The organism is Escherichia sp. 20412-1, assembly GCF_003027595.1.
In the GTDB taxonomy this organism is placed as follows: Bacteria; Pseudomonadota; Gammaproteobacteria; order Enterobacterales; family Enterobacteriaceae; genus Escherichia; species Escherichia marmotae.
In genome coordinates this window covers 1-20,588 of the sequence record NZ_PYQM01000016.1, presented here as the reverse complement: position 1 = coordinate 20,588, position 20,588 = coordinate 1, and the positions used below count along the sequence as shown (strand labels likewise).

Below are 20,588 nucleotides of genomic sequence, written 5' to 3'. Positions count from 1 at the left end.
TGGATCGGGTTATGAATGCATAAATCTTATCATAATCATTTATGCGTAGGGGGCTATTTCCCAGCCAGTGCGGCAATCGGTAAAAAGATCGGGTGGGCAGCGCCCTAATGTCACTCGCGTCGCCTGCTGCCAGCTAGCAAAATCGGTAATCGCCTGGCGCAACCCTTTTTGAAGAGAAGCTGTCGGTTTGATGCCATCCTGTAACCAGAGGGAGATAACTTCAAGAATGCCCGCCTGGCGATGTATTTTGGCATCCATTCGCCCGACTAATTGCCCACGATGTAGTAACGGCAGAACGAAATAGCCATACTGGCGTTTCGGCGCTGGCGTGTAGCATTCCAGCCGGTAGCTAAAATCAAAAAGTTGCTCTGCACGTTTACGATCCCAGACGACAGGGTCAAAAGGTGACAGTACAGTGCTATGCGTCGCGGTTAGTTTCCCCGCGAGAGCTGTTTCGAGAAGAGGCAACAAGTCAGCATGCAGCCAGAGTTGTCCTAATCTCTCCACATTTATGGGGATAATTTGTTGCTGTTCAGCACATAGATCACGCCAGGCCGACAGTGCAGGACGTTTCAAACGATAATAATCCGCCAGCCACTGTTCGCGGAATATTCCCAGGCAACGCGCGCTGTTATCCAGCATGGCGATTTCTGCTTCTGTTTGCGAAACGAGATCACGCTCATCATCCCAGTGAGGCATGACGCGATGGGTTAGATCATAAACTCGCTGGAAGTTGCGCCGTTCAACTACCATGACTTTTCCGGCAGTAAATAAGCCTTCCAGATGCCGTTTATGGGGCTTCCACTCCCACCAACCGCTTGCCCCTTTTCGGGGATGTTCAAAATCGGCTGAACGTACCGGTCCGTTATCTTGTATGTGCTGAATTAACTGTTCAATTTCTGCTACATGTTCCTGCATCCAGGCGTCTTTGTATTTCCAGCCCATTTTTTCAGGTGCCAGCATTCGGTGGCGAATAAGACGAAAATCGCTACGCGGCATAAAGCAGGCTTCATGCGCCCAGTACTCCATTAATTCGCCACGTGTCAGTGACTCATCCAGCCACTGCGGAGAATAATTACCAAGGCGACTAAAAAGTACCAGATAAGGGCTGCGGGCAACGATATTGATAGTGTCGATTTGTAGCAGGGAGATACGGGAGATAGTTGACAGGATATCTTCTGGCGACGCACGACGGCGGGATTTGTTTAACAGGCCTTGCGCGGCAAGGTGAAGATTACGCGCATCGGCAAGGGAAATATACGGCAGCGTCATCATGGCTCCATCTATTGAACGCTGCCGCGGCGGAATTAGTTGCCAGAAGCCAGCGAGGAAAGTTGCGCGAGCAGTTTCTCTGGTTCATCGCCCGAAAGCTGTGCGTCAACGGGCAAATACCACCAATTTTCTTCTGCAAAGGCCCGGCATTTCACCGCATCTTTTTCAGTCATGATCAGCGTTTGCCCGGCACTTAACAGTGCGCTGACATCCGCATGATTCAAAGACTGATGATCGGCCAGCGGAACACATTTTTCTGGTTGAACACCGCACATCTTCAGCGTGGCAAAAAAGCGCGGCGGGTGACCAATCCCCGCCATTGCTACCACATGTTCAAGTTGTGCAACATCACAACGCGTACCAGTACGCAAATTCACAGCCTGACCCGGCAGCAGATGCATTGGGATTTCACCATTGTGCGGTACACCGCCGTTGACGATTACCGCATCAACCGATTTTAAGCGCCCCGCTCGCTCACGCATTGGCCCCGCGGGCAACCACCAGCCATTACCAAAGCGACGCACACCATCGATGACGACAATTTCTACATCTCGCGCCAGGCGATAATGCTGTAGACCGTCGTCAGTCACGATGAGTTGTACATCAGGATGCTGCGCCAGAATCACTTTTACTGCATCAGAACGTTCGGGAGAAACCGCAACAGGCGCACCAGTGCGCTGATAAATAAGCACCGGTTCATCACCCGCCTGTGCCGTGGTGGTATCTGCCGACAGTAACAACGGATACGACTCGGCCTTACCGCCATACCCCCTTGACACCACACCAACGCGAACACCGCGTTTTTGCAGTTGTTCCACCAGCCAGACAACGACCGGGGTTTTTCCATTGCCACCTGCGGTGAGGTTACCGACCACCACAACTGGCACTGGCGCGCGCCATGCGCGTTTCAATTTTAATTTGTAGCAAAGACGGATTGCACCACTCACCAGGCCATACAGCCAGGAGAGTGGCAGCAACAGCCGCCACAAAGGCGATTCACCAGACCAGATTTTTTCAATCATTGGCCAAACTGCATTTTGTGAAGTTGCGCGTAGACACCACGGTGTTCAAGCAAATCGTTGTGCGTACCGCGTTCCACAATGACCCCGTCCTCGACGACCACAATTTCGTCTGCCTTTTCAATGGTAGACAAACGGTGGGCTATCACCAGTGAAGTACGGTTTTTCTGCAACTCATCCAGCGCCGCCTGAATTGCACGTTCAGATTCAGTATCCAGTGCCGAGGTGGCTTCGTCCAGAATCAGAATCGGGCTGTCACGCAACAAAGCACGAGCAATAGCAATACGCTGACGCTGACCGCCAGAAAGCAGTACACCGTTTTCGCCAATTACCGTATCGAGACCGTTATCCATCTTATTGATAAAGTCCATGGCATAAGCCATACGCGCCGCTTCTTCAATTTGCTCACGGCTGTACTGGTCAGTACGTGCGTAAGCAATGTTGTTGGCAACCGTATCGTTAAACAGATGGACATTCTGCGACACCAGCGCAACCTGATTACGCAATGACGCCAGGGTATACTCGCGTAGATCGTGACCATCCATCAGGATCTCGCCTTCATCGATATCGTAGAAGCGAGTGATTAAACTCGCGATGGTCGATTTACCCGAACCAGAACGTCCAACCAGAGCAACTGTTTTCCCTGCCGGGATTTTCAGGTTGATGTTACGCAAAGCGGGAACTTCACGCCCTGGATAGGTGAAGGTAACATTACGGAATTCCACATCGCCGGTAGCACGCTCAATCTCACGCTTACCTTCGTCTTTCTCCTGTTCACTATCCAGAATGGTGAACAGCGTCTGACAGGCCGCCATACCACGTTGGAACTGGGCGTTAACGTTGGTCAGCGATTTCAGCGGACGCATCAGTGCAATCATTGAAGAGAAAACAACGGTAATCGTACCGGCTGTCAGGCTATCCATCACACTTGGGAAGCTCGCCGCATACAGAACAAACGCCAGCGCCAAAGAAGCGATCAATTGAATGATCGGGTCAGAGATGGACGAGGCGGACACCATCTTCATCCCCTGCAAACGCATTTTGTTGCTGACCTTATCAAAACGCTTCGTTTCCACTTCCTGGCCACCAAAAATCAGCACTTCTTTGTGGCCTTTCAGCATCTGTTCCGCACTGGTGGTCACCTGCCCCATCGTGTTTTGCATGTTTTTACTGATGCTGCGAAAACGCTTCGATACGATACGAATTGCAATCGAGACAATGGGTGCCAGCACAATCAAAATGATCGATAACTGCCAACTGTAATAGAACATCATGGCGAACAAACCAATGATGGACGCACCTTCACGTACAACAGTAATCAGTGCGCCGGAAGATGACGAAGCAACCTGTTCAGAATCGTAAGTAATACGTGAAAGCAGAGTCCCGGTTGACTGTTTATCAAAAAATGAAACCGGCATTCCCATCATATGACCAAACAGGCGACGACGCATGGTCATTACCACTTTGCCAGATACCCAGGAGATACAGTAGCTGGATATATAACTGGTGATACCACGTAAAATCATCAGCCCAATAACCACCAGCGGCATCCACATCAGCACGGAGCGATCTGTTTTACCAAAGCCATCATCAAGAAGTGGCTTAAGGAGCGATAACATGAAGGTATCGCTGGCCGCGTTGAGGATTAACGCTATGCCCGCCACGATCAGACCCGCTTTAAAAGGCGCAATGGTTGGCCACAGTCGGCGGAATGTCTGCCACGTAGAGAGATCTTTGTCGTTATGCATTCAAAAAACCAGCATTTGTTGAAATAGCCGCATATTCTACCCGTTATCCACTGGCACGCCAAACCACTGATGATACCAACGAGGTAAAATTTGCTCCCTTAGGCTGCGTACCAGCCAACCTTGCGCTGAAAAATCGACGGTTATTTGCCCCTGATGAGGGGTGTCAACCCATTGATATCCCTGAAGTTGATAACGTCTTTTAATTTTACTGGAGGGTAGTCGCCACGCGTTATAGCGCGATGCCGATGCCAGTGCCACTTTTCCATTCACACGCTGAATTAATGGCAATGATGATGAGGTATTACTACCGTGATGGGGCACCTGAAGTAATGTCGCCTGCACATGCTGCCAGTAACGACTTAGCATTTTTTGTTCAGCTAGTGCTTCAATATCACCAGTTAAAAGAATGCTATACATTCCGTCATCAACCTTAACCACACAGGAATGGTTATTTCCTTTATCGTTGCTACCTTGTAAAGGCCAGTGCACACTAAAACGTAATCCTTGCCACTGCCACGCTTCGCCACGCACACAGGGCTGATGATGCTCCCCATTTAAAGGGCTTCTGACCCATAACGTCGGCCAGGTACGTAATATCGAGTCCAGTCCTCCCCGATGATCCAGATGCTCATGGCTAAGAATGACGCCTTCCGGTTCAAGGTTATGCCAGCGTAGCCAGGGGATGATAATTTGTTGCCCGCTGTCGCCCTCCGGCCAGGCAAGTCCCGTATCATAGAGAATCGCTTTGCCATTTCTCGCAATCACCATTGCCAGTCCCTGGCCGACATCAAGCATATACACCTGCCACTCGTCGGGCTGTGGTTTTTGCCACAGCGGCCAGCACATCATAATGCCTCCAGCCACACACACCACTGGCAGTGTTCGCCATACGTTTAGTCGCCATACTATCAACAATAACCAGGGAGAAAATGATAGCCATTGCCAACGTTCAGCAATGTTGATCCATCCTTCCGGCAAACTCTTTAACCCCCAGAAAAGTAAAGCCAAAGACCTGTCGGCAAGCAACCATAAACCTTGCTCCACAATTAATGGTCCGCTTAAATGCACGATCATCGCGGCAAGCGTCAACGGAACAGTAATAAATGTCACTAAAGGAATGGCAAATAGATTTGCTATAAACGAGGTCAGGCTAATGCCATGAAATATGACGATTTGTACAGGCATTAACAGGAGCGTTATTCCCAGTTGCAGATGGATGAGAGAAACCATCGCACGCACTGCAGGTGGCAGCGACCATACCGGACAGGGAAACCACTGATACCAAAAAATAAGCGCCGCCACCGCGGCGGCAGAGAGCCACAAGCTTTGCGAGAGAATGGCAACAGGGTCCATCAGCAATATTACTGCAAGGCAGCATATCCACACATCCCAGCTACTCCATTGTCGACCACTTAACTTAAGCATTCCCCACGTTGCAAGCGCCACTACGGTACGCAATGCGGGAGGTTGCATACCAGTCAACCATGCATAAAAAGCAGCACAGCAAATTCCGCCAATTAATGGTATCTGCCAATGGATCCAACGCCCAGGAAGGAAAATTTGCCCACTGCGAATAAGCCCTGCCGCCAGTAATGCCACAAAAGCAATGTGTAATCCCGATATCGCCATTAAATGCGCTGTACCGGTATTGCGCATAATATTTTTGATTTCTCTGGGTACAGATAACCGTTCACCCATACCTAAACCAAGAATGACCGTTTTCCACGGATAGGGTTGCAGAGACGTTTGTAAAGAGGCCAGATATTGCGCTCGCAGACTACAACTCGCTTCAATGACGCTTGCCTGCAGAAAGCGCCCGGTGAGCGGCTGATGCTGGGCAATGGCATAACGCTGGCTGTCAAAGCCGCCATCATTAAGCTGGCCGTGAACCGCACGAACGTTGAGTTTCATTGACCATTGTTGTCCGGCACAAACTGCTTGCGGCAGATATTCGCCATACAGCACGATGCCTGGCGCAGGGAAAAGACGTCGGCCTTGTAAGTGGGTAATTTGAGCGTAATGAGTGGTCATGCCATCAGTGGCAGTAATCTCGACGATTGCATCCTGCGTCGCACCAGCTAAGGCTTCTCCTACCCACATAACTTGCTTCGCCGCCAGTACGCCCCAAAGAAAAAACAGCAATATCAGCGTGAAATAACGAACAGCTTTAACAGGAATAAATGCCAGTACGCAGGCGAAAGTTGTAAGAACTGCAGTGGCTAACGTCCCGGGTAGTTGCGGTAATACCAGCAGTGGAAAAATCCCACAAATTACGCATACGCTGATCGTCGTTACTTTCATGCCCCCCTCCCTGTTTTGGAAAGTGTGCAACTTTGTTCGGCAGTTGTCTGGTGGGTGTTTTGCTTTACCCGAGGCGCGTTCAGAAGAATTTAACAGGAAGATGAAAACTGTACACAACTCTGCGAGACATCTTCCAGATTCAGATTACAGAAATGAAAAAAGCACCCGACAGGTGCTTTTTTCGCGTTCAAGTTTGTGTAAAAACTCAACCGTAAATATTGGCGCGATCGCGCAGTTCTTTACCTGGTTTAAAGTGAGGAACGTATTTTCCTTCCAGTTCTACTTTATCGCCAGTTTTCGGATTACGTCCGGTACGAGGTGCGCGGTAGTGCAAAGAGAAACTGCCGAAACCGCGGATTTCAATACGCTCGCCCTGCGCAAGAGTCGAGGCCATATGCTCCAGCATCTCTTTTACTGCATCTTCAACCGTCTTGGCGGGAATGTGCGATTGCTGGGTGGCAAGTCTTTCTATCAATTCTGACTTGGTCATGATTCCTCCGGTTCCTTAAAGGCAAATTTAGCGGCTGCTGTTGCTGCATTGATTAAGGGCGGCCGTAGCCGCCCTTAGTGCTTGATTACAGGACGAAACCTGCAATCTGTCAAGTAAACTCAACAAACTTCGGAATAAAAATCCCGAAGAGTCAGAGAATTACTCGCCTTTAGCTGCTTTGAAAGCTTCAGCCATTGCGTTGTTGGAGAAGTTTGCATCTTCCTGTTTGTTAACAGTTGCGATTGCATCTTTCTCGTCAGCTTCGTCTTTCGCACGAACAGACAGGCTGATTGCGCGGTTTTTACGATCAACGCCAGTGAATTTAGCTTCAACTTCGTCGCCAACGCTCAGAACCAGGGTAGCATCTTCAACGCGGTCACGGGATGCTTCAGAAGCACGCAGGTAACCTTCAACGCCGTCAGCCAGTTCTACGGTTGCGCCTTTAGCGTCAACTGCAGTTACTTTACCGGTTACGATAGCGCCTTTCTTGTTCAGAGCAACCCAGTTGTTGAACGGATCTTCTGCGAGCTGCTTAACGCCCAGGGAGATACGTTCACGTTCTGCGTCAACCTGCAGAACAACTGCAGCGATTTCGTCGCCTTTTTTGTATTCACGAACTGCTTCTTCGCCTGCAACGTTCCAGGAGATGTCAGACAGGTGAACCAGGCCATCGATGCCGCCGTCCAGGCCGATGAAGATACCGAAGTCAGTGATAGACTTGATTTTACCTTCAACACGGTCACCCTTGTTGTGGGTTTCCGCGAACTGCTGCCACGGGTTAGCTTTGCACTGTTTCAGACCCAGGGAGATACGACGACGTTCTTCGTCGATATCCAGAACCATAACTTCCACTACATCGCCAACGTTAACAACTTTGGACGGGTGGATATTTTTGTTGGTCCAATCCATTTCGGAAACGTGTACCAGGCCTTCAACGCCTTCTTCGATTTCAACGAAGCAGCCGTAGTCGGTCAGGTTGGTTACGCGACCAGTCAGTTTAGTACCTTCCGGATAACGTTTAGCGATAGCTACCCACGGATCTTCGCCCAGTTGTTTCAGGCCCAGGGATACACGGGTACGTTCACGGTCGAACTTCAGCACTTTAACAGTGATTTCGTCGCCCACGTTGACGATTTCGCTCGGATGCTTAACGCGTTTCCAGGCCATGTCAGTGATGTGCAGCAGGCCGTCAACGCCGCCCAGATCAACGAATGCACCGTAGTCAGTGAGGTTCTTAACGATACCTTTAACTTCCATGCCTTCCTGCAGGTTTTCCAGCAGTTGATCGCGCTCTGCGCTGTTTTCGGATTCGATAACGGCACGACGAGAAACAACAACGTTGTTGCGCTTCTGATCCAGCTTGATTACTTTGAATTCAAGCTCTTTGCCTTCCAGGTGCAGAGTGTCACGCACCGGACGAACATCTACCAGAGAACCTGGCAGGAACGCACGAATACCGTTCAGCTCAACAGTGAAGCCGCCCTTAACTTTGCCGTTGATAACACCGGTAACAGTTTCAGCATCTTCGTAAGCTTTTTCCAGCGTGATCCAGGCTTCGTGACGTTTAGCTTTCTCACGGGACAGCAGAGTTTCACCGAAGCCGTCTTCTACTGCGTCCAGAGCAACGTCAACTTCGTCACCTACCTGGATTTCCAGCTCGCCCTGGGCGTTTTTGAACTGCTCAGCCGGGATGGCAGACTCAGATTTCAGACCAGCGTCAACCAGTACTACATCTTTGTCGATAGCAACAACAACGCCACGAACGATAGAACCCGGGCGGGTTTCGATTTCTTTTAAGGACTCTTCAAAGAGTTGAGCAAAAGATTCAGTCATGTTTAATCTTCAGGTTTATATTTAACGTCCACCTGGCTCCGTGCCGGATGGGGTTGTTTAACATACCCGCTGTCATTCCATTGCAGCGGGGGTACTGCAAATTCGGTCGCTTATGCGAGAGCCAATTTTTGGCGCGCGTAGTGTAACGCTTTTTCAATCACTTGCTCAATGCTTAAGGAGGTGGAATCCAACACTAAAGCATCGGCTGCCGGAACCAACGGCGCTACCGCGCGATTACGATCGCGGTCGTCGCGTTCTTTGAGCTCGGCCAAAAGGCGCTCAAAGTTAACACTAAAGCCCTTCTCCTGCAACTGTAGCATGCGGCGATGTGCACGTTCTTCTGAGGAGGCGTCAAGGAAAATTTTCACTGGTGCATCAGGGAATACCACCGTTCCCATATCGCGGCCATCGGCAATCAGGCCAGGTAATTCGCGAAATGCGCGTTGGCGACGCAATAATGCTTCGCGAACACGGGGAAATGCCGCGACTTGTGAAGCGGCATTCGCCACTTCCTGGGTGCGAATTTCACCACTGACATCTTCCCCTTCGAGGATCACTTCCAGATTGCCATTGGTCGATACAAAACGTACATCCAGGTGGGATGCCAGTGGCACCAGAGCATCTTCCGACGCCACATCAACATGGTGATGTAATGCCGCCAGTGCCAGTACGCGATAAATTGCACCCGAGTCCAGCAGATGCCATTGCAACGCTTCCGCCATAGCCTTACACAAAGTGCCTTTCCCTGCACCGCTTGGGCCATCAATGGTAATAACCGGGGCAATTGCCGTCATCTTTATCTCCTTAAAACAGGCGTACCGTTAACATAACCGCGCGCATTATACGCGCCAGCGCCACAAATCGTTAACGTTGTGTGCAAAAACCAGTTTTGTCTGTATTCAGATGGGGATTTATTGCGCAATTATAGCGGGCTGGCGAAAGACCAGCCCGAAAGATGACAATGATTTACTTACCAGAGGCGATACGGTCACGGATGTGTTGTGCACGCTCTGTTGATGGTGGATGAGAGTCAAACATAGACTGGGTACGACCGCCATCCAGGCTGGCCAGTTTTTCAAAGCTACCGACCAGTCCCTGGGTGTTGATGCCACGTTTCTTCAGCAGATCAAAGGAGAAATCATCTGCTTCGGACTCTTTATCGCGGGAGTACTTAGCATTGATAGCGCCTTCTGCGATATCGCCTAATTGTGAGCGGGAAAGCTGAGAAGCCACACCGCTGGTTGCGGAAATCGCATCACGTGCGGCAACAATCGCATAAGAGGCTTTCATTTCAGCCAGCGAGTGACCCAATGCAACGTGCCCCAATTCATGGCCCAGAACACCTTCAATTTCATTGTCGTTCATCATGTCCATCAGGCCACTGTAGACACGAACACAGCCGTTTGCCATCGCCCATGCGTTAACGTCGCTGGTCATATATACCTTATAGTTGACCGGCGTACCGTTAATATTGCTACCCAATGCTTTGGCGATTTTTGCCAGACGTTTACCGTACTTGCTGGATTTGCTAGCGACTTTGTTGCCGCTGTCCATTTCGACACAACCCTGATTGGCAATCGCTTTTGCATCGGCATCGCTTAACGTTACGGCTTTATAGGCATTTAAACCGGAGCTGATAGCCAGATCGGTATTAATACCGTGCGTATTCTGACACCCTGTCAGTAATGCTGCAGAGGTCGCAATCGCCAGCAGTAATTTAGTATTCTTCATGTGAATCATCCGTTGATTAATCATACATAAATATTATGTATCAACAACTTACATTGACAACTAACGCTACCATTAATACGAATGGCTCACAATGTCCGAAAAAAAACGCCGACAATAAACCGACGTTTTGATAAAGAAAGATCTGTCTATTTATTGCCTGATATTCGTTCAGGCTGGTTGGCTAATACGTTCCAGTTGCTCGAAGTAATCCGGGAATGTTTTAGCCGTACATTTAGGATCAAGAATCGTCACCGGCGTATCTGACAATGCTACCAGCGAGAAACACATTGCCATTCGGTGATCGTTATAAGTGGCGATCCCGGCAAATTTCAGTTTTTCTGGCGGCGTAATGCGAATGAAATCATATCCCTCTTCCACTTCTGCGCCGACCTTACGTAATTCGGTCGCCATCGCAAACAGACGATCCGTCTCTTTAACGCGCCAGTTATAAATATTGCGCAGCGTGGTAGTGCCTTTAGCAAATAGCGCCGTCGTAGCGATAGTCATCGCCGCATCGGGAATATGGTTCATATCCATGTCGATAGCGTTCAGTTCACCACGCGTGCAGGCAATATAATCATCGCCCCAGCTAATGGTCGCCCCCATTTTTTCCAGTACGTCAGCAAAGCGAATATCACCCTGCATACTGTTGCGTCCAATGCCAGTCACTTTTACCGTACCGCCTTTAATCGCTGCTGCAGCGAGAAAGTAAGACGCCGAGGATGCATCCCCTTCCACTAAATAGTGGCCCGGTGACTGATAAGATTGACCGCCTTTTACTACAAATTGTTGATATTGCTTATTTTCAATCTCAACACCAAACGTCTTCATCAGGTTGAGCGTGATATCGATATAAGGTTTAGAAACCAGATCACCTTTAATCCGAATAACCGTATCTTCCGGCGCAAGCGGTGCGGTCATTAATAGTGCGGTGAGGAACTGACTGGAAACAGAGCCATCAACTTCGACATTGCCGCCAGTAAAACCACCCTGTAAACGCAACGGTGGATAATTTTCTTGTTCCAGGTAAGCGATTTTTGCCCCGCCCTGGCGCAGCGCATCGACCAGATGACCGATCGGGCGTTCTTTCATACGCGGTTCACCGGTCAGGACAATATTATTGCTTCCCAGACAAAGTGCCGCCGCCAGAGGACGCATCGCTGTCCCCGCATTACCGAGAAATAACTCCAGCGCACTTTCTGCGTGTAATGGACCGCCGTTACCGATAATTTCGCAACGCGTACGATCAGCAGAAAGCGTATAGCTCACCCCCAACGCCTGCAGTGCATTCAGCATATGGCGAACATCGTCGCTATCCAGCAGATTGGTTAATACGGTTTTGCCGTGTGCTAATGCCGCCAGCAATAAAGCGCGGTTAGAAACGCTCTTGGAACCGGGCAGATTAATGGTGCCATCAACACGGGCGATGGGTTGTAACGTCAGGGATTCCATGAACTCAACTCTCTACAACAGAAATAAAAACCCCACAGTCTGGCTGTGGGGGATTAAGCAAAATTTCGGTATTAGCCGTGACGGCGTTCGAACTCAACCATGAAGTCTGTCAGCGCTTTAACACCTTCCAGCGGCATAGCATTATAAATAGACGCGCGCATTCCGCCGACCACACGGTGACCTTTCAACGCATGAAGGCCCGCAGCGAAAGACTCTTCGAGGAACAACTTGTCAAGCGCACTGTCCGCCAACTGGAACGGCACATTCATCCGCGAACGGTTATCTTTTGCGACATCATTACGATAGAAATCGCTGTTATCTATTACGCCATACAGCAGTTCTGCTTTTTGCTGATTGATGTTGTCCATTGCAGCCACACCGCCGTTCGCTTTCAGCCATTTGAAGACCAGGCCAGATAAGTACCAGGCAAAGGTCGGCGGCGTATTAAACATGGAATCGTTATCGTTAAGGATGGAGTAATCCAGAATCGACGGGCATGCGATATTCGCTTTACCCAGTAAGTCTTCGCGAACGATGACGATCGTCAGGCCAGCCGGGCCGATATTTTTCTGCGCGCCAGCGTAAATCACGCCGTAGCGGCTGACATCAATCGGGCGGGAAAGAATCGTTGAAGAGAAATCGGCAGCGACTACCACATCTTTACCAAAGTCTGGCGTTTCATCGATGGCAATACCATCGATAGTTTCATTCGGGCAATAATGCATATAAGCAGCATTATCAGAGAGTTGCCATTCACGCATTGGCTTAACCGCGCGCAAACCATCAACAGTCACTTTGGCGTCAAACACATTTGGCGTGCAGTATTTTTTCGCTTCTTTGATGGCGCTTGCCGCCCAGTAGCCGGCATCAACATAATCTGCAGTGGTTTTATCACCGAGAATATTCAGCGGTACAGCCGCAAACTGACCCCGACCGCCACCATGGCAGAACAATACTTTATAGTTGGAGGGGACGTTAAGAAGATCGCGAAAATCCTTCTCGGCTTCCTCTGCAACCTGAATGAATTCTTTGCCGCGGTGGCTCACTTCCATCACCGACGTACCAAGACCGTTCCAGTCGCGCAGTTCCTGTTGAGCCTGTTTAAGCACCTCTGCCGGTAGCATTGCCGGACCAGAACTAAAATTGAAGATTTGAGCCATTTCCCCTCACCACGTTGCGTTGTTATTGACCCACGGTAATCGATTGCGACCCTGGGTAATACGTTATTCCTGTGACTATCGGTTTTATCATTCAGTGACGCGCGTCGCAATGGGTAAAACTGTTGCGGGTAAAAATGTGGCCCGCGTCACACAACAGAATATCTCGGATTCTAGTCAAAAAGCCGCTGTTTTTGCTGTCAGGTCACCCGTTTTACCCGACTTGCCTTCGTCCATTCTGGATTTGCACAGCGGGGACATAATTGTTTTTCACCTGCTTCCATATGAATGATTTCACTGCAACGGATACAGGCGTAGTCCGCCGACTCCGGCACCACTTTATAACGCTGAGTACAATCACTGGGTAAAATAAGTAATCCTGGTTTCACCTTTTCATCTTCAAAGAAATAGACGCTGATTTGCCCGTTGGTTTCAAGAATAGCCAGACGAACCTGTCCCAGTTGTTCCACACCACGCAACCGTAGCTCCATAAAAAACTCAAATTCCGTCATGTTGGAGTTATTAAGTTTCGACCAGGCCAGCTCACCATCTTCAATAATGACAACCGGCTTACCCTCCAACAGATCTTCCAGTTTTTCACTGTGCGCCATCGACCACATCACCAGGCGATATAACAACGCCAGAGTAATAAAGACAATAAGTACCGGGATCATCGGCACATCGTCATAAAATGCCACATCCCCAGCCGCCGACCCTAGTGTCAAAATGATTAACACTTCAAACAGCGACATTTGCCGCACGCCGCGTCTTCCGGTCATTTTGAGGAACAGAAAGACCAACACAAAGGTATAGAGACTGCGTAGGGCAACTTCGCCAAGGAAATCAAAAGGCACTTTATCGAATGCCATACGGTGGAGATCGAACGCCTTCATTTTTATGCTCTTATCGTGGTTTATCCACTAAAAGCATAGTCAACAGTTCATCGGCATGGCAGCGGTGATAGCGCCTTTGAGATAAAACCCGTATTATTGCGCGCTTTCCGTACGACTAAAGTGATTTTCATGACACAAACATTTATCCCCGGCAAAGATGCCGCTCTGGAAGATTCCATCGCTCGCTTCCAGCAAAAACTCTCCGACCTCGGTTTTCAAATTGAAGAAGCTTCCTGGCTGAATCCGGTGCCTAACGTCTGGTCTGTACACATCCGCGATAAAGAGTGCGCGCTATGTTTTACCAACGGTAAAGGCGCAACCAAAAAGGCGGCGCTGGCTTCTGCCCTCGGTGAATATTTCGAGCGTCTCTCTACTAACTACTTTTTTGCTGATTTCTGGCTGGGCGAAACCATCGCCAACGGCCCGTTCGTGCATTATCCCAACGAAAAATGGTTCCCACTGACCGAAAACGACGATGTGCCGGAAGGCCTGCTTGATGACCGTCTGAGGGCATTTTACGACCCGGAGAATGAACTGACCGGCAGTATGCTGATTGATCTGCAATCCGGTAATGAAGATCGCGGTATTTGCGGCCTGCCGTTTACTCGCCAGTCCGACAATCAAACCGTTTATATTCCGATGAATATTATCGGTAACCTGTATGTTTCCAACGGTATGTCCGCTGGTAATACCCGCAACGAAGCGCGCGTCCAGGGATTATCCGAAGTTTTTGAACGCTATGTGAAAAACCGCATCATCGCTGAAAGCATCAGCCTGCCAGAGATCCCGGCTGATGTGCTGGCACGTTATCCGGCGGTGGTTGAAGCCATCGAAACGCTGGAAGCGGAAGGTTTCCCAATCTTTGCTTATGATGGTTCGCTTGGCGGTCAGTATCCGGTGATCTGCGTGGTACTGTTCAACCCGGCTAACGGCACTTGCTTTGCCTCTTTCGGCGCACATCCTGATTTTGGCGTTGCACTGGAACGTACCGTGACTGAACTGCTGCAGGGCCGCAGTTTGAAGGACCTGGATGTATTTACTCCGCCAACCTTCGACGATGAAGAAGTAGCTGAACATACCAACCTCGAAACGCACTTTATTGATTCCAGCGGTTTGATCTCCTGGGATCTGTTCAAGCAGGATGCCGATTATCCGTTTGTCGACTGGAATTTCTCCGGCACCACTGAAGAAGAGTTCGCCACGCTGATGGCTATCTTCAATAAGGAAGGTAAAGACGTTTATATTGCTGATTATGAGCATCTGGGTGTCTACGCTTGCCGTATTATCGTGCCGGGCATGTCCGATATTTATCCGGCAGAAGATTTGTGGATGGCGAATAACAGTATGGGCAGCCATTTACGAGAAACGATTCTGTCGCTGCCAGGCAGTGAATGGGAAAAAGAAGATTACCTGAACCTCATCGAGCAACTGGATGAAGAAGGTTTTGACGATTTTACCCGCGTACGTGAGCTGCTGGGTCTGGCAACGGGGTCGGACAACGGCTGGTATACCCTGCGTATCGGTGAACTGAAAGCCATGCTGGCGCTGGCTGGTGGCGACCTGGAACAGGCTCTGGTCTGGACCGAATGGACGATGGAGTTTAACTCATCGGTGTTCAGCCCGGAGCGCGCGAACTATTATCGCTGCCTGCAAACCTTACTGCTGCTTGCTCAGGAAGAAGATCGTCAGCCACTGCAATATCTGAACGCGTTTGTTCGCATGTACGGTGCTGATGCGGTAGAAGCTGCCAGCGCAGCCATGAGTGGCGAAGCCGCGTTTTATGGCCTGCAACCGGTAGACAACGATCTACATGCGTTTGCCGCACATCAGTCACTGCTGAAAGCTTACGAAAAACTGCAACACGCCAAAGCGGCATTCTGGACAAAATAAAATCAAATAGCCTACGCAATGTAGGCTTAATGATTAGTCTGAGTTATATTACGGGGCGTTTTTTTAATGCCCCGCTTTACATATATTTGCATTAATAAAATAATTGTAATTATAAAGTTAAATATCGGTAATTTATATTTAATAAATACGATCGATATTGTTACTTTATTTGCCTGATGCCCCCCTTTTAATTAACTGTTTTAGCGGAGGATGCGGAAAAAATTCAACTCATTTGTTAATTTTTAAAATTTATTTTTATTTGGATAATCAAATACTTACTCCGTGTTTGCATAAAAACCATGCGACTTACGGGCCTATAAGCCAGGCGAGATATGATCTATATCAATTTCTCATCTATAATGCTTTGTTAGTATCTCGTCGCCGACTTAATAAAGAGAGAGTTAGTGTGAAAGCTGACAACCCTTTTGATCTTTTACTTCCTGCAGCAATGGCCAAAGTGGCCGAAGAGGCAGGTGTCTATAAAGCAACGAAACATCCGCTTAAGACTTTCTATCTGGCGATTACCGCCGGTGTTTTCATCTCAATCGCATTCGTCTTCTATATCACAGCAACCACTGGCACAGGCACAATGCCCTTCGGCATGGCAAAACTGGTTGGCGGCATTTGCTTCTCTCTGGGGCTGATTCTTTGTGTTGTCTGCGGTGCCGATCTCTTTACTTCTACCGTGTTGATTGTTGTTGCCAAGGCGAGTGGGCGTATCACCTGGGGCCAGTTGGCGAAAAACTGGCTGAATGTCTATTTTGGCAACCTGGTCGGCGCGTTGTTATTTGTACTTTTAATGTGGCTTTCCGGCGAGTATATGACCGCCAATGGTCAATGGGGGCTGAACGTCCTACAAACCGCCGACCACAAAGTGCACCATACTTTTATTGAGGCCGTCTGCCTCGGTATCCTGGCTAACCTGATGGTATGCCTGGCGGTATGGATGAGCTATTCTGGCCGCAGCCTGATGGACAAAGCGTTTATCATGGTGCTGCCGGTCGCGATGTTTGTTGCCAGCGGTTTTGAGCACAGTATCGCAAACATGTTTATGATCCCGATGGGTATTGTAATCCGCGACTTCGCTACACCGGAATTCTGGACCGCTGTCGGTTCAGCACCGGAAAATTTTTCTCACCTGACCGTGATGAACTTCATCACTGATAACCTGATTCCGGTTACGATCGGCAATATTATCGGCGGTGGTTTGTTGGTTGGGTTGACATACTGGGTCATTTACCTGCGTGAAAACGACAACCATTAATGGCTGTCGAAGTACGCAGTAAATAAAAAATCCACTTAAGAAGGTAGGTGTTACATGTCCGAGCTTAATGAAAAGTTAGCCACAGCCTGGGAAGGTTTTACCAAAGGTGACTGGCAGAATGAAGTAAACGTCCGTGACTTCATTCAGAAAAACTACACTCCGTACGAGGGTGACGAGTCCTTCCTGGCTGGCGCTACTGAAGCGACCACTACCCTGTGGGACAAAGTAATGGAAGGCGTTAAACTGGAAAACCGCACTCACGCGCCAGTTGACTTTGACACCGCTGTTGCTTCCACCATCACCTCTCACGACGCTGGCTACATCAACAAGCAGCTTGAGAAAATCGTTGGTCTGCAGACTGAAGCTCCGCTGAAACGTGCTCTTATCCCGTTCGGTGGTATCAAAATGATCGAAGGTTCCTGCAAAGCGTACAACCGCGAACTGGATCCGATGATCAAAAAAATCTTCACTGAATACCGTAAAACTCACAACCAGGGCGTGTTCGACGTTTACACTCCGGACATCCTGCGTTGCCGTAAATCCGGTGTTCTGACCGGTCTGCCAGATGCTTATGGCCGTGGTCGTATCATCGGTGACTACCGTCGCGTTGCGCTGTACGGTATCGACTACCTGATGAAAGATAAACTGGCACAGTTCACCTCTCTGCAGGCTGATCTGGAAAACGGCGTAAACCTGGAACAGACCATTCGTCTGCGCGAAGAAATCGCTGAACAGCACCGCGCTCTGGGTCAGATGAAAGAAATGGCTGCTAAATACGGCTACGACATCTCTGGTCCGGCTACCAATGCTCAGGAAGCTATCCAGTGGACTTACTTCGGCTACCTGGCTGCTGTTAAGTCTCAGAACGGTGCTGCAATGTCCTTCGGTCGTACCTCCACCTTCCTGGACGTGTACATCGAACGTGACCTGAAAGCTGGTAAAATCACCGAACAAGAAGCGCAGGAAATGGTTGACCACCTGGTCATGAAACTGCGTATGGTTCGCTTCCTGCGTACTCCGGAGTACGATGAACTGTTCTCTGGTGACCCGATCTGGGCAACCGAATCTATCGGTGGTATGGGTCTCGACGGTCGTACGCTGGTTACCAAAAACAGCTTCCGTTTCCTGAACACCCTGTACACCATGGGTCCGTCTCCGGAACCGAACATGACCATTCTGTGGTCTGAAAAACTGCCGCTGAACTTCAAGAAATTCGCCGCTAAAGTGTCCATCGACACCTCTTCTCTGCAGTATGAGAACGATGACCTGATGCGTCCGGACTTCAACAACGATGACTATGCTATCGCTTGCTGCGTAAGCCCGATGATCGTTGGTAAACAAATGCAGTTCTTCGGTGCGCGTGCAAACCTGGCGAAAACCATGCTGTACGCAATCAACGGCGGCGTTGACGAAAAACTGAAAATGCAGGTTGGTCCGAAATCTGAACCGATCAAAGGCGACGTCCTGAACTACGATGAAGTGATGGAGCGCATGGATCACTTCATGGACTGGCTGGCTAAACAGTACATCACTGCACTGAACATCATCCACTACATGCACGACAAGTACAGCTACGAAGCCGCTCTGATGGCGCTGCACGACCGTGACGTTATCCGCACCATGGCGTGTGGTATCGCTGGTCTGTCCGTTGCTGCTGACTCCCTGTCTGCAATCAAATATGCGAAAGTTAAACCGATTCGTGACGAAGACGGTCTGGCTATCGACTTCGAAATCGAAGGCGAATACCCGCAGTTTGGTAACAACGATCCGCGTGTAGATGACCTGGCTGTTGATCTGGTAGAACGTTTCATGAAGAAAATTCAGAAACTGCACACCTACCGTGACGCTATCCCGACTCAGTCTGTTCTGACCATCACTTCTAACGTTGTGTATGGTAAGAAAACCGGTAACACCCCAGACGGTCGTCGTGCTGGCGCACCGTTCGGACCGGGTGCTAACCCGATGCACGGTCGTGACCAGAAAGGTGCTGTAGCTTCTCTGACTTCCGTTGCTAAACTGCCGTTCGCTTACGCTAAAGATGGTATCTCTTACACCTTCTCTATCGTTCCGAACGCACTGGGTAAAGACGACGAAGTTCGTAAGACCAACCTGGCTGGTCTGATGGATGGTTACTTCCACCACGAAGCGTCCATCGAAGGTGGTCAGCACCTGAACGTAAACGTGATGAACCGTGAAATGCTGCTCGACGCAATGGAAAACCCGGAAAAATATCCGCAGTTGACCATCCGTGTATCTGGCTACGCAGTACGTTTCAACTCGCTGACTAAAGAACAGCAGCAGGACGTTATTACTCGTACCTTCACTCAATCTATGTAATTAGATTTGACTGAAATCGTACTGTAAAAAGCGTACAATAAAGGCTCCACGAAAGTGGGGCCTTTTTTAGCAAGAGAGCCTTTTTTGTCAGCTATCTATACTTTAAGGTGACTGCCAAAACAGACTCGACGTAGCCTTCGAGCTGCGCACCAACACGGCCTCAGATGGGCCACATCTGGAGAAACACCGCAATGTCAGTTATTGGTCGCATTCACTCCTTTGAATCCTGTGGAACCGTAGACGGCCCGGGTATTCGCTTTATCACCTTTTTCCAGGGCTGCCTGATGCGCTGCCTGTATTGTCATAACCGCGACACCTGGGACACGCATGGCGGTAAAGAAGTTACCGTTGAAGATTTAATGAAAGAGGTGGTGACCTATCGCCACTTTATGAACGCTTCAGGTGGCGGCGTTACCGCATCTGGCGGCGAAGCAATTCTGCAAGCTGAGTTTGTTCGTGACTGGTTCCGCGCCTGCAAAAAAGAAGGCATTCATACCTGTCTGGACACCAACGGTTTTGTTCGTCGTTACGATCCGGTGATTGATGAACTGCTGGAAGTAACCGACCTGGTAATGCTTGATCTCAAACAAATGAACGACGAGATCCACCAAAATCTGGTAGGCGTTTCCAACCACCGAACGCTGGAGTTTGCCAAATATCTGGCGAACAAAAATGTGAAAGTCTGGATCCGTTATGTCGTAGTACCTGGCTGGTCTGACGACGACGATTCCGCCCACCGTCTTGGTGAATTTACCCGTGATATGGGTAACGTCGAAAAAATCGAACTCCTCCCCTACCATGAGCTGGGCAAACACAAATGGGTGGCGATGGGCGAAGAGTACAAACTCGATGGCGTGAAACCACCGAAGAAAGAGACCATGGAGCGCGTGAAAGGCATTCTTGAGCAGTATGGTCATAAAGTGATGTTCTAAAACATCACGTGCAGGTTGAATTTCGCCCTGCAATTTTGGCTCCCCTCCTGTTAGTGATAATCAGTAAGCCAGCGTTAGGAGCATTCTCAACGCTGGCTTGCTCGACTTAATTTCCGCGTCGTAATCTTCTGATTCTAGCTCGTTACCAGTCGGCGTAAGGTATCAGCGGCTGCGGCGGTAAATCCATGTCGCCCTGCCATCCGGCGGCGGAATACCGTACATAGAGCAGGAAATGGCTGGGCGCATAATCTTTCGCCTGCTGGATATCG

At 49.5% G+C, this 20,588-nt stretch carries 15 protein-coding genes and 1 pseudogene; 4 read left to right on the top strand and 12 right to left on the bottom strand.

All coding sequences use genetic code 11. The features are described from left to right. Positions 1–39 precede the first annotated feature (39 nt). From ycaQ to C7B16_RS12725, 11 genes are all read right to left on the bottom strand, one after another. Positions 40–1,272 carry a crosslink repair DNA glycosylase YcaQ gene (gene ycaQ / locus C7B16_RS12775; RefSeq protein WP_001516116.1) on the bottom strand — a complete coding sequence of 411 codons (1,233 nt, stop codon included), beginning with the start codon at positions 1,270–1,272 and terminating at the stop codon, positions 40–42. A gap of 35 nt (positions 1,273–1,307) precedes the next feature. Continuing rightward, positions 1,308–2,294: a tetraacyldisaccharide 4'-kinase gene (gene lpxK, locus C7B16_RS12770; protein ID WP_001516115.1), complete on the bottom strand. Its 987-nt coding sequence runs from the start codon at positions 2,292–2,294 to the stop codon at positions 1,308–1,310. Beyond that, on the bottom strand, positions 2,291–4,039 hold the full coding sequence (gene msbA / locus C7B16_RS12765; protein WP_000551252.1) for a lipid A ABC transporter ATP-binding protein/permease MsbA: 1,749 nt from the start codon (positions 4,037–4,039) through the stop codon (positions 2,291–2,293). The genes lpxK and msbA overlap by 4 nt, the downstream gene beginning before the upstream one ends. 36 nt (positions 4,040–4,075) lie before the next feature. Then, positions 4,076–6,340 (bottom strand): ComEC family protein, encoded by a 2,265-nt coding sequence (locus C7B16_RS12760; RefSeq protein ID WP_107179774.1) that lies wholly within the window; start codon positions 6,338–6,340, stop codon positions 4,076–4,078. A 205-nt stretch (positions 6,341–6,545) separates the two neighbouring features. Then, positions 6,546–6,830, bottom strand: coding sequence for an integration host factor subunit beta (ihfB, locus tag C7B16_RS12755; protein WP_000167336.1), 285 nt, complete (start codon positions 6,828–6,830; stop codon positions 6,546–6,548). A gap of 159 nt (positions 6,831–6,989) precedes the next feature. Further along, positions 6,990–8,663 (bottom strand): 30S ribosomal protein S1, encoded by a 1,674-nt coding sequence (gene rpsA / locus C7B16_RS12750; RefSeq protein ID WP_000140327.1) that lies wholly within the window; start codon positions 8,661–8,663, stop codon positions 6,990–6,992. Between the two features lie 110 nt (positions 8,664–8,773). Next, entirely contained in the window at positions 8,774–9,457 is a 684-nt protein-coding gene (cmk, locus tag C7B16_RS12745; protein ID WP_107179773.1) for a (d)CMP kinase, read from the bottom strand. A gap of 172 nt (positions 9,458–9,629) precedes the next feature. Next, positions 9,630–10,394, bottom strand: coding sequence for a metallopeptidase YcaL (gene ycaL / locus C7B16_RS12740; RefSeq protein WP_001516112.1), 765 nt, complete (start codon positions 10,392–10,394; stop codon positions 9,630–9,632). 168 nt (positions 10,395–10,562) lie between these two features. Next, positions 10,563–11,846, bottom strand: coding sequence for a 3-phosphoshikimate 1-carboxyvinyltransferase (gene aroA / locus C7B16_RS12735; RefSeq protein WP_000445220.1), 1,284 nt, complete (start codon positions 11,844–11,846; stop codon positions 10,563–10,565). Positions 11,847–11,917: 71 nt separating this feature from the next. Continuing rightward, positions 11,918–13,006, bottom strand: coding sequence for a 3-phosphoserine/phosphohydroxythreonine transaminase (serC, locus tag C7B16_RS12730; RefSeq protein WP_000057146.1), 1,089 nt, complete (start codon positions 13,004–13,006; stop codon positions 11,918–11,920). 197 nt (positions 13,007–13,203) lie between these two features. Continuing rightward, entirely contained in the window at positions 13,204–13,896 is a 693-nt protein-coding gene (locus tag C7B16_RS12725; RefSeq protein WP_000642842.1) for a DUF421 domain-containing protein, read from the bottom strand. A gap of 129 nt (positions 13,897–14,025) precedes the next feature. Between C7B16_RS12725 and ycaO the strand changes: the two genes are divergently transcribed. From ycaO to pflA, 4 genes are all read left to right on the top strand, one after another. After that, entirely contained in the window at positions 14,026–15,786 is a 1,761-nt protein-coding gene (gene ycaO / locus C7B16_RS12720) for a 30S ribosomal protein S12 methylthiotransferase accessory factor YcaO (RefSeq protein ID WP_001516111.1), read from the top strand. A 406-nt stretch (positions 15,787–16,192) separates the two neighbouring features. Further along, a complete protein-coding gene (gene focA / locus C7B16_RS12715; protein ID WP_000642551.1) occupies positions 16,193–17,050 on the top strand; it encodes a formate transporter FocA in 858 nt (285 codons plus the stop codon). Positions 17,051–17,104: 54 nt separating this feature from the next. Further along, entirely contained in the window at positions 17,105–19,387 is a 2,283-nt protein-coding gene (pflB, locus tag C7B16_RS12710) for a formate C-acetyltransferase (RefSeq protein WP_001292821.1), read from the top strand. Between the two features lie 191 nt (positions 19,388–19,578). Continuing rightward, complete coding sequence (pflA, locus tag C7B16_RS12705) at positions 19,579–20,319, top strand: pyruvate formate lyase 1-activating protein (RefSeq protein ID WP_000111043.1); 741 nt, start codon at positions 19,579–19,581, stop codon at positions 20,317–20,319. 142 nt (positions 20,320–20,461) lie between these two features. On the opposite strand, the pseudogene C7B16_RS25625 reads toward pflA, so the two are convergent. After that, positions 20,462–20,588, bottom strand: a pseudogene (locus C7B16_RS25625) (cellulose synthase); the annotation flags it as partial.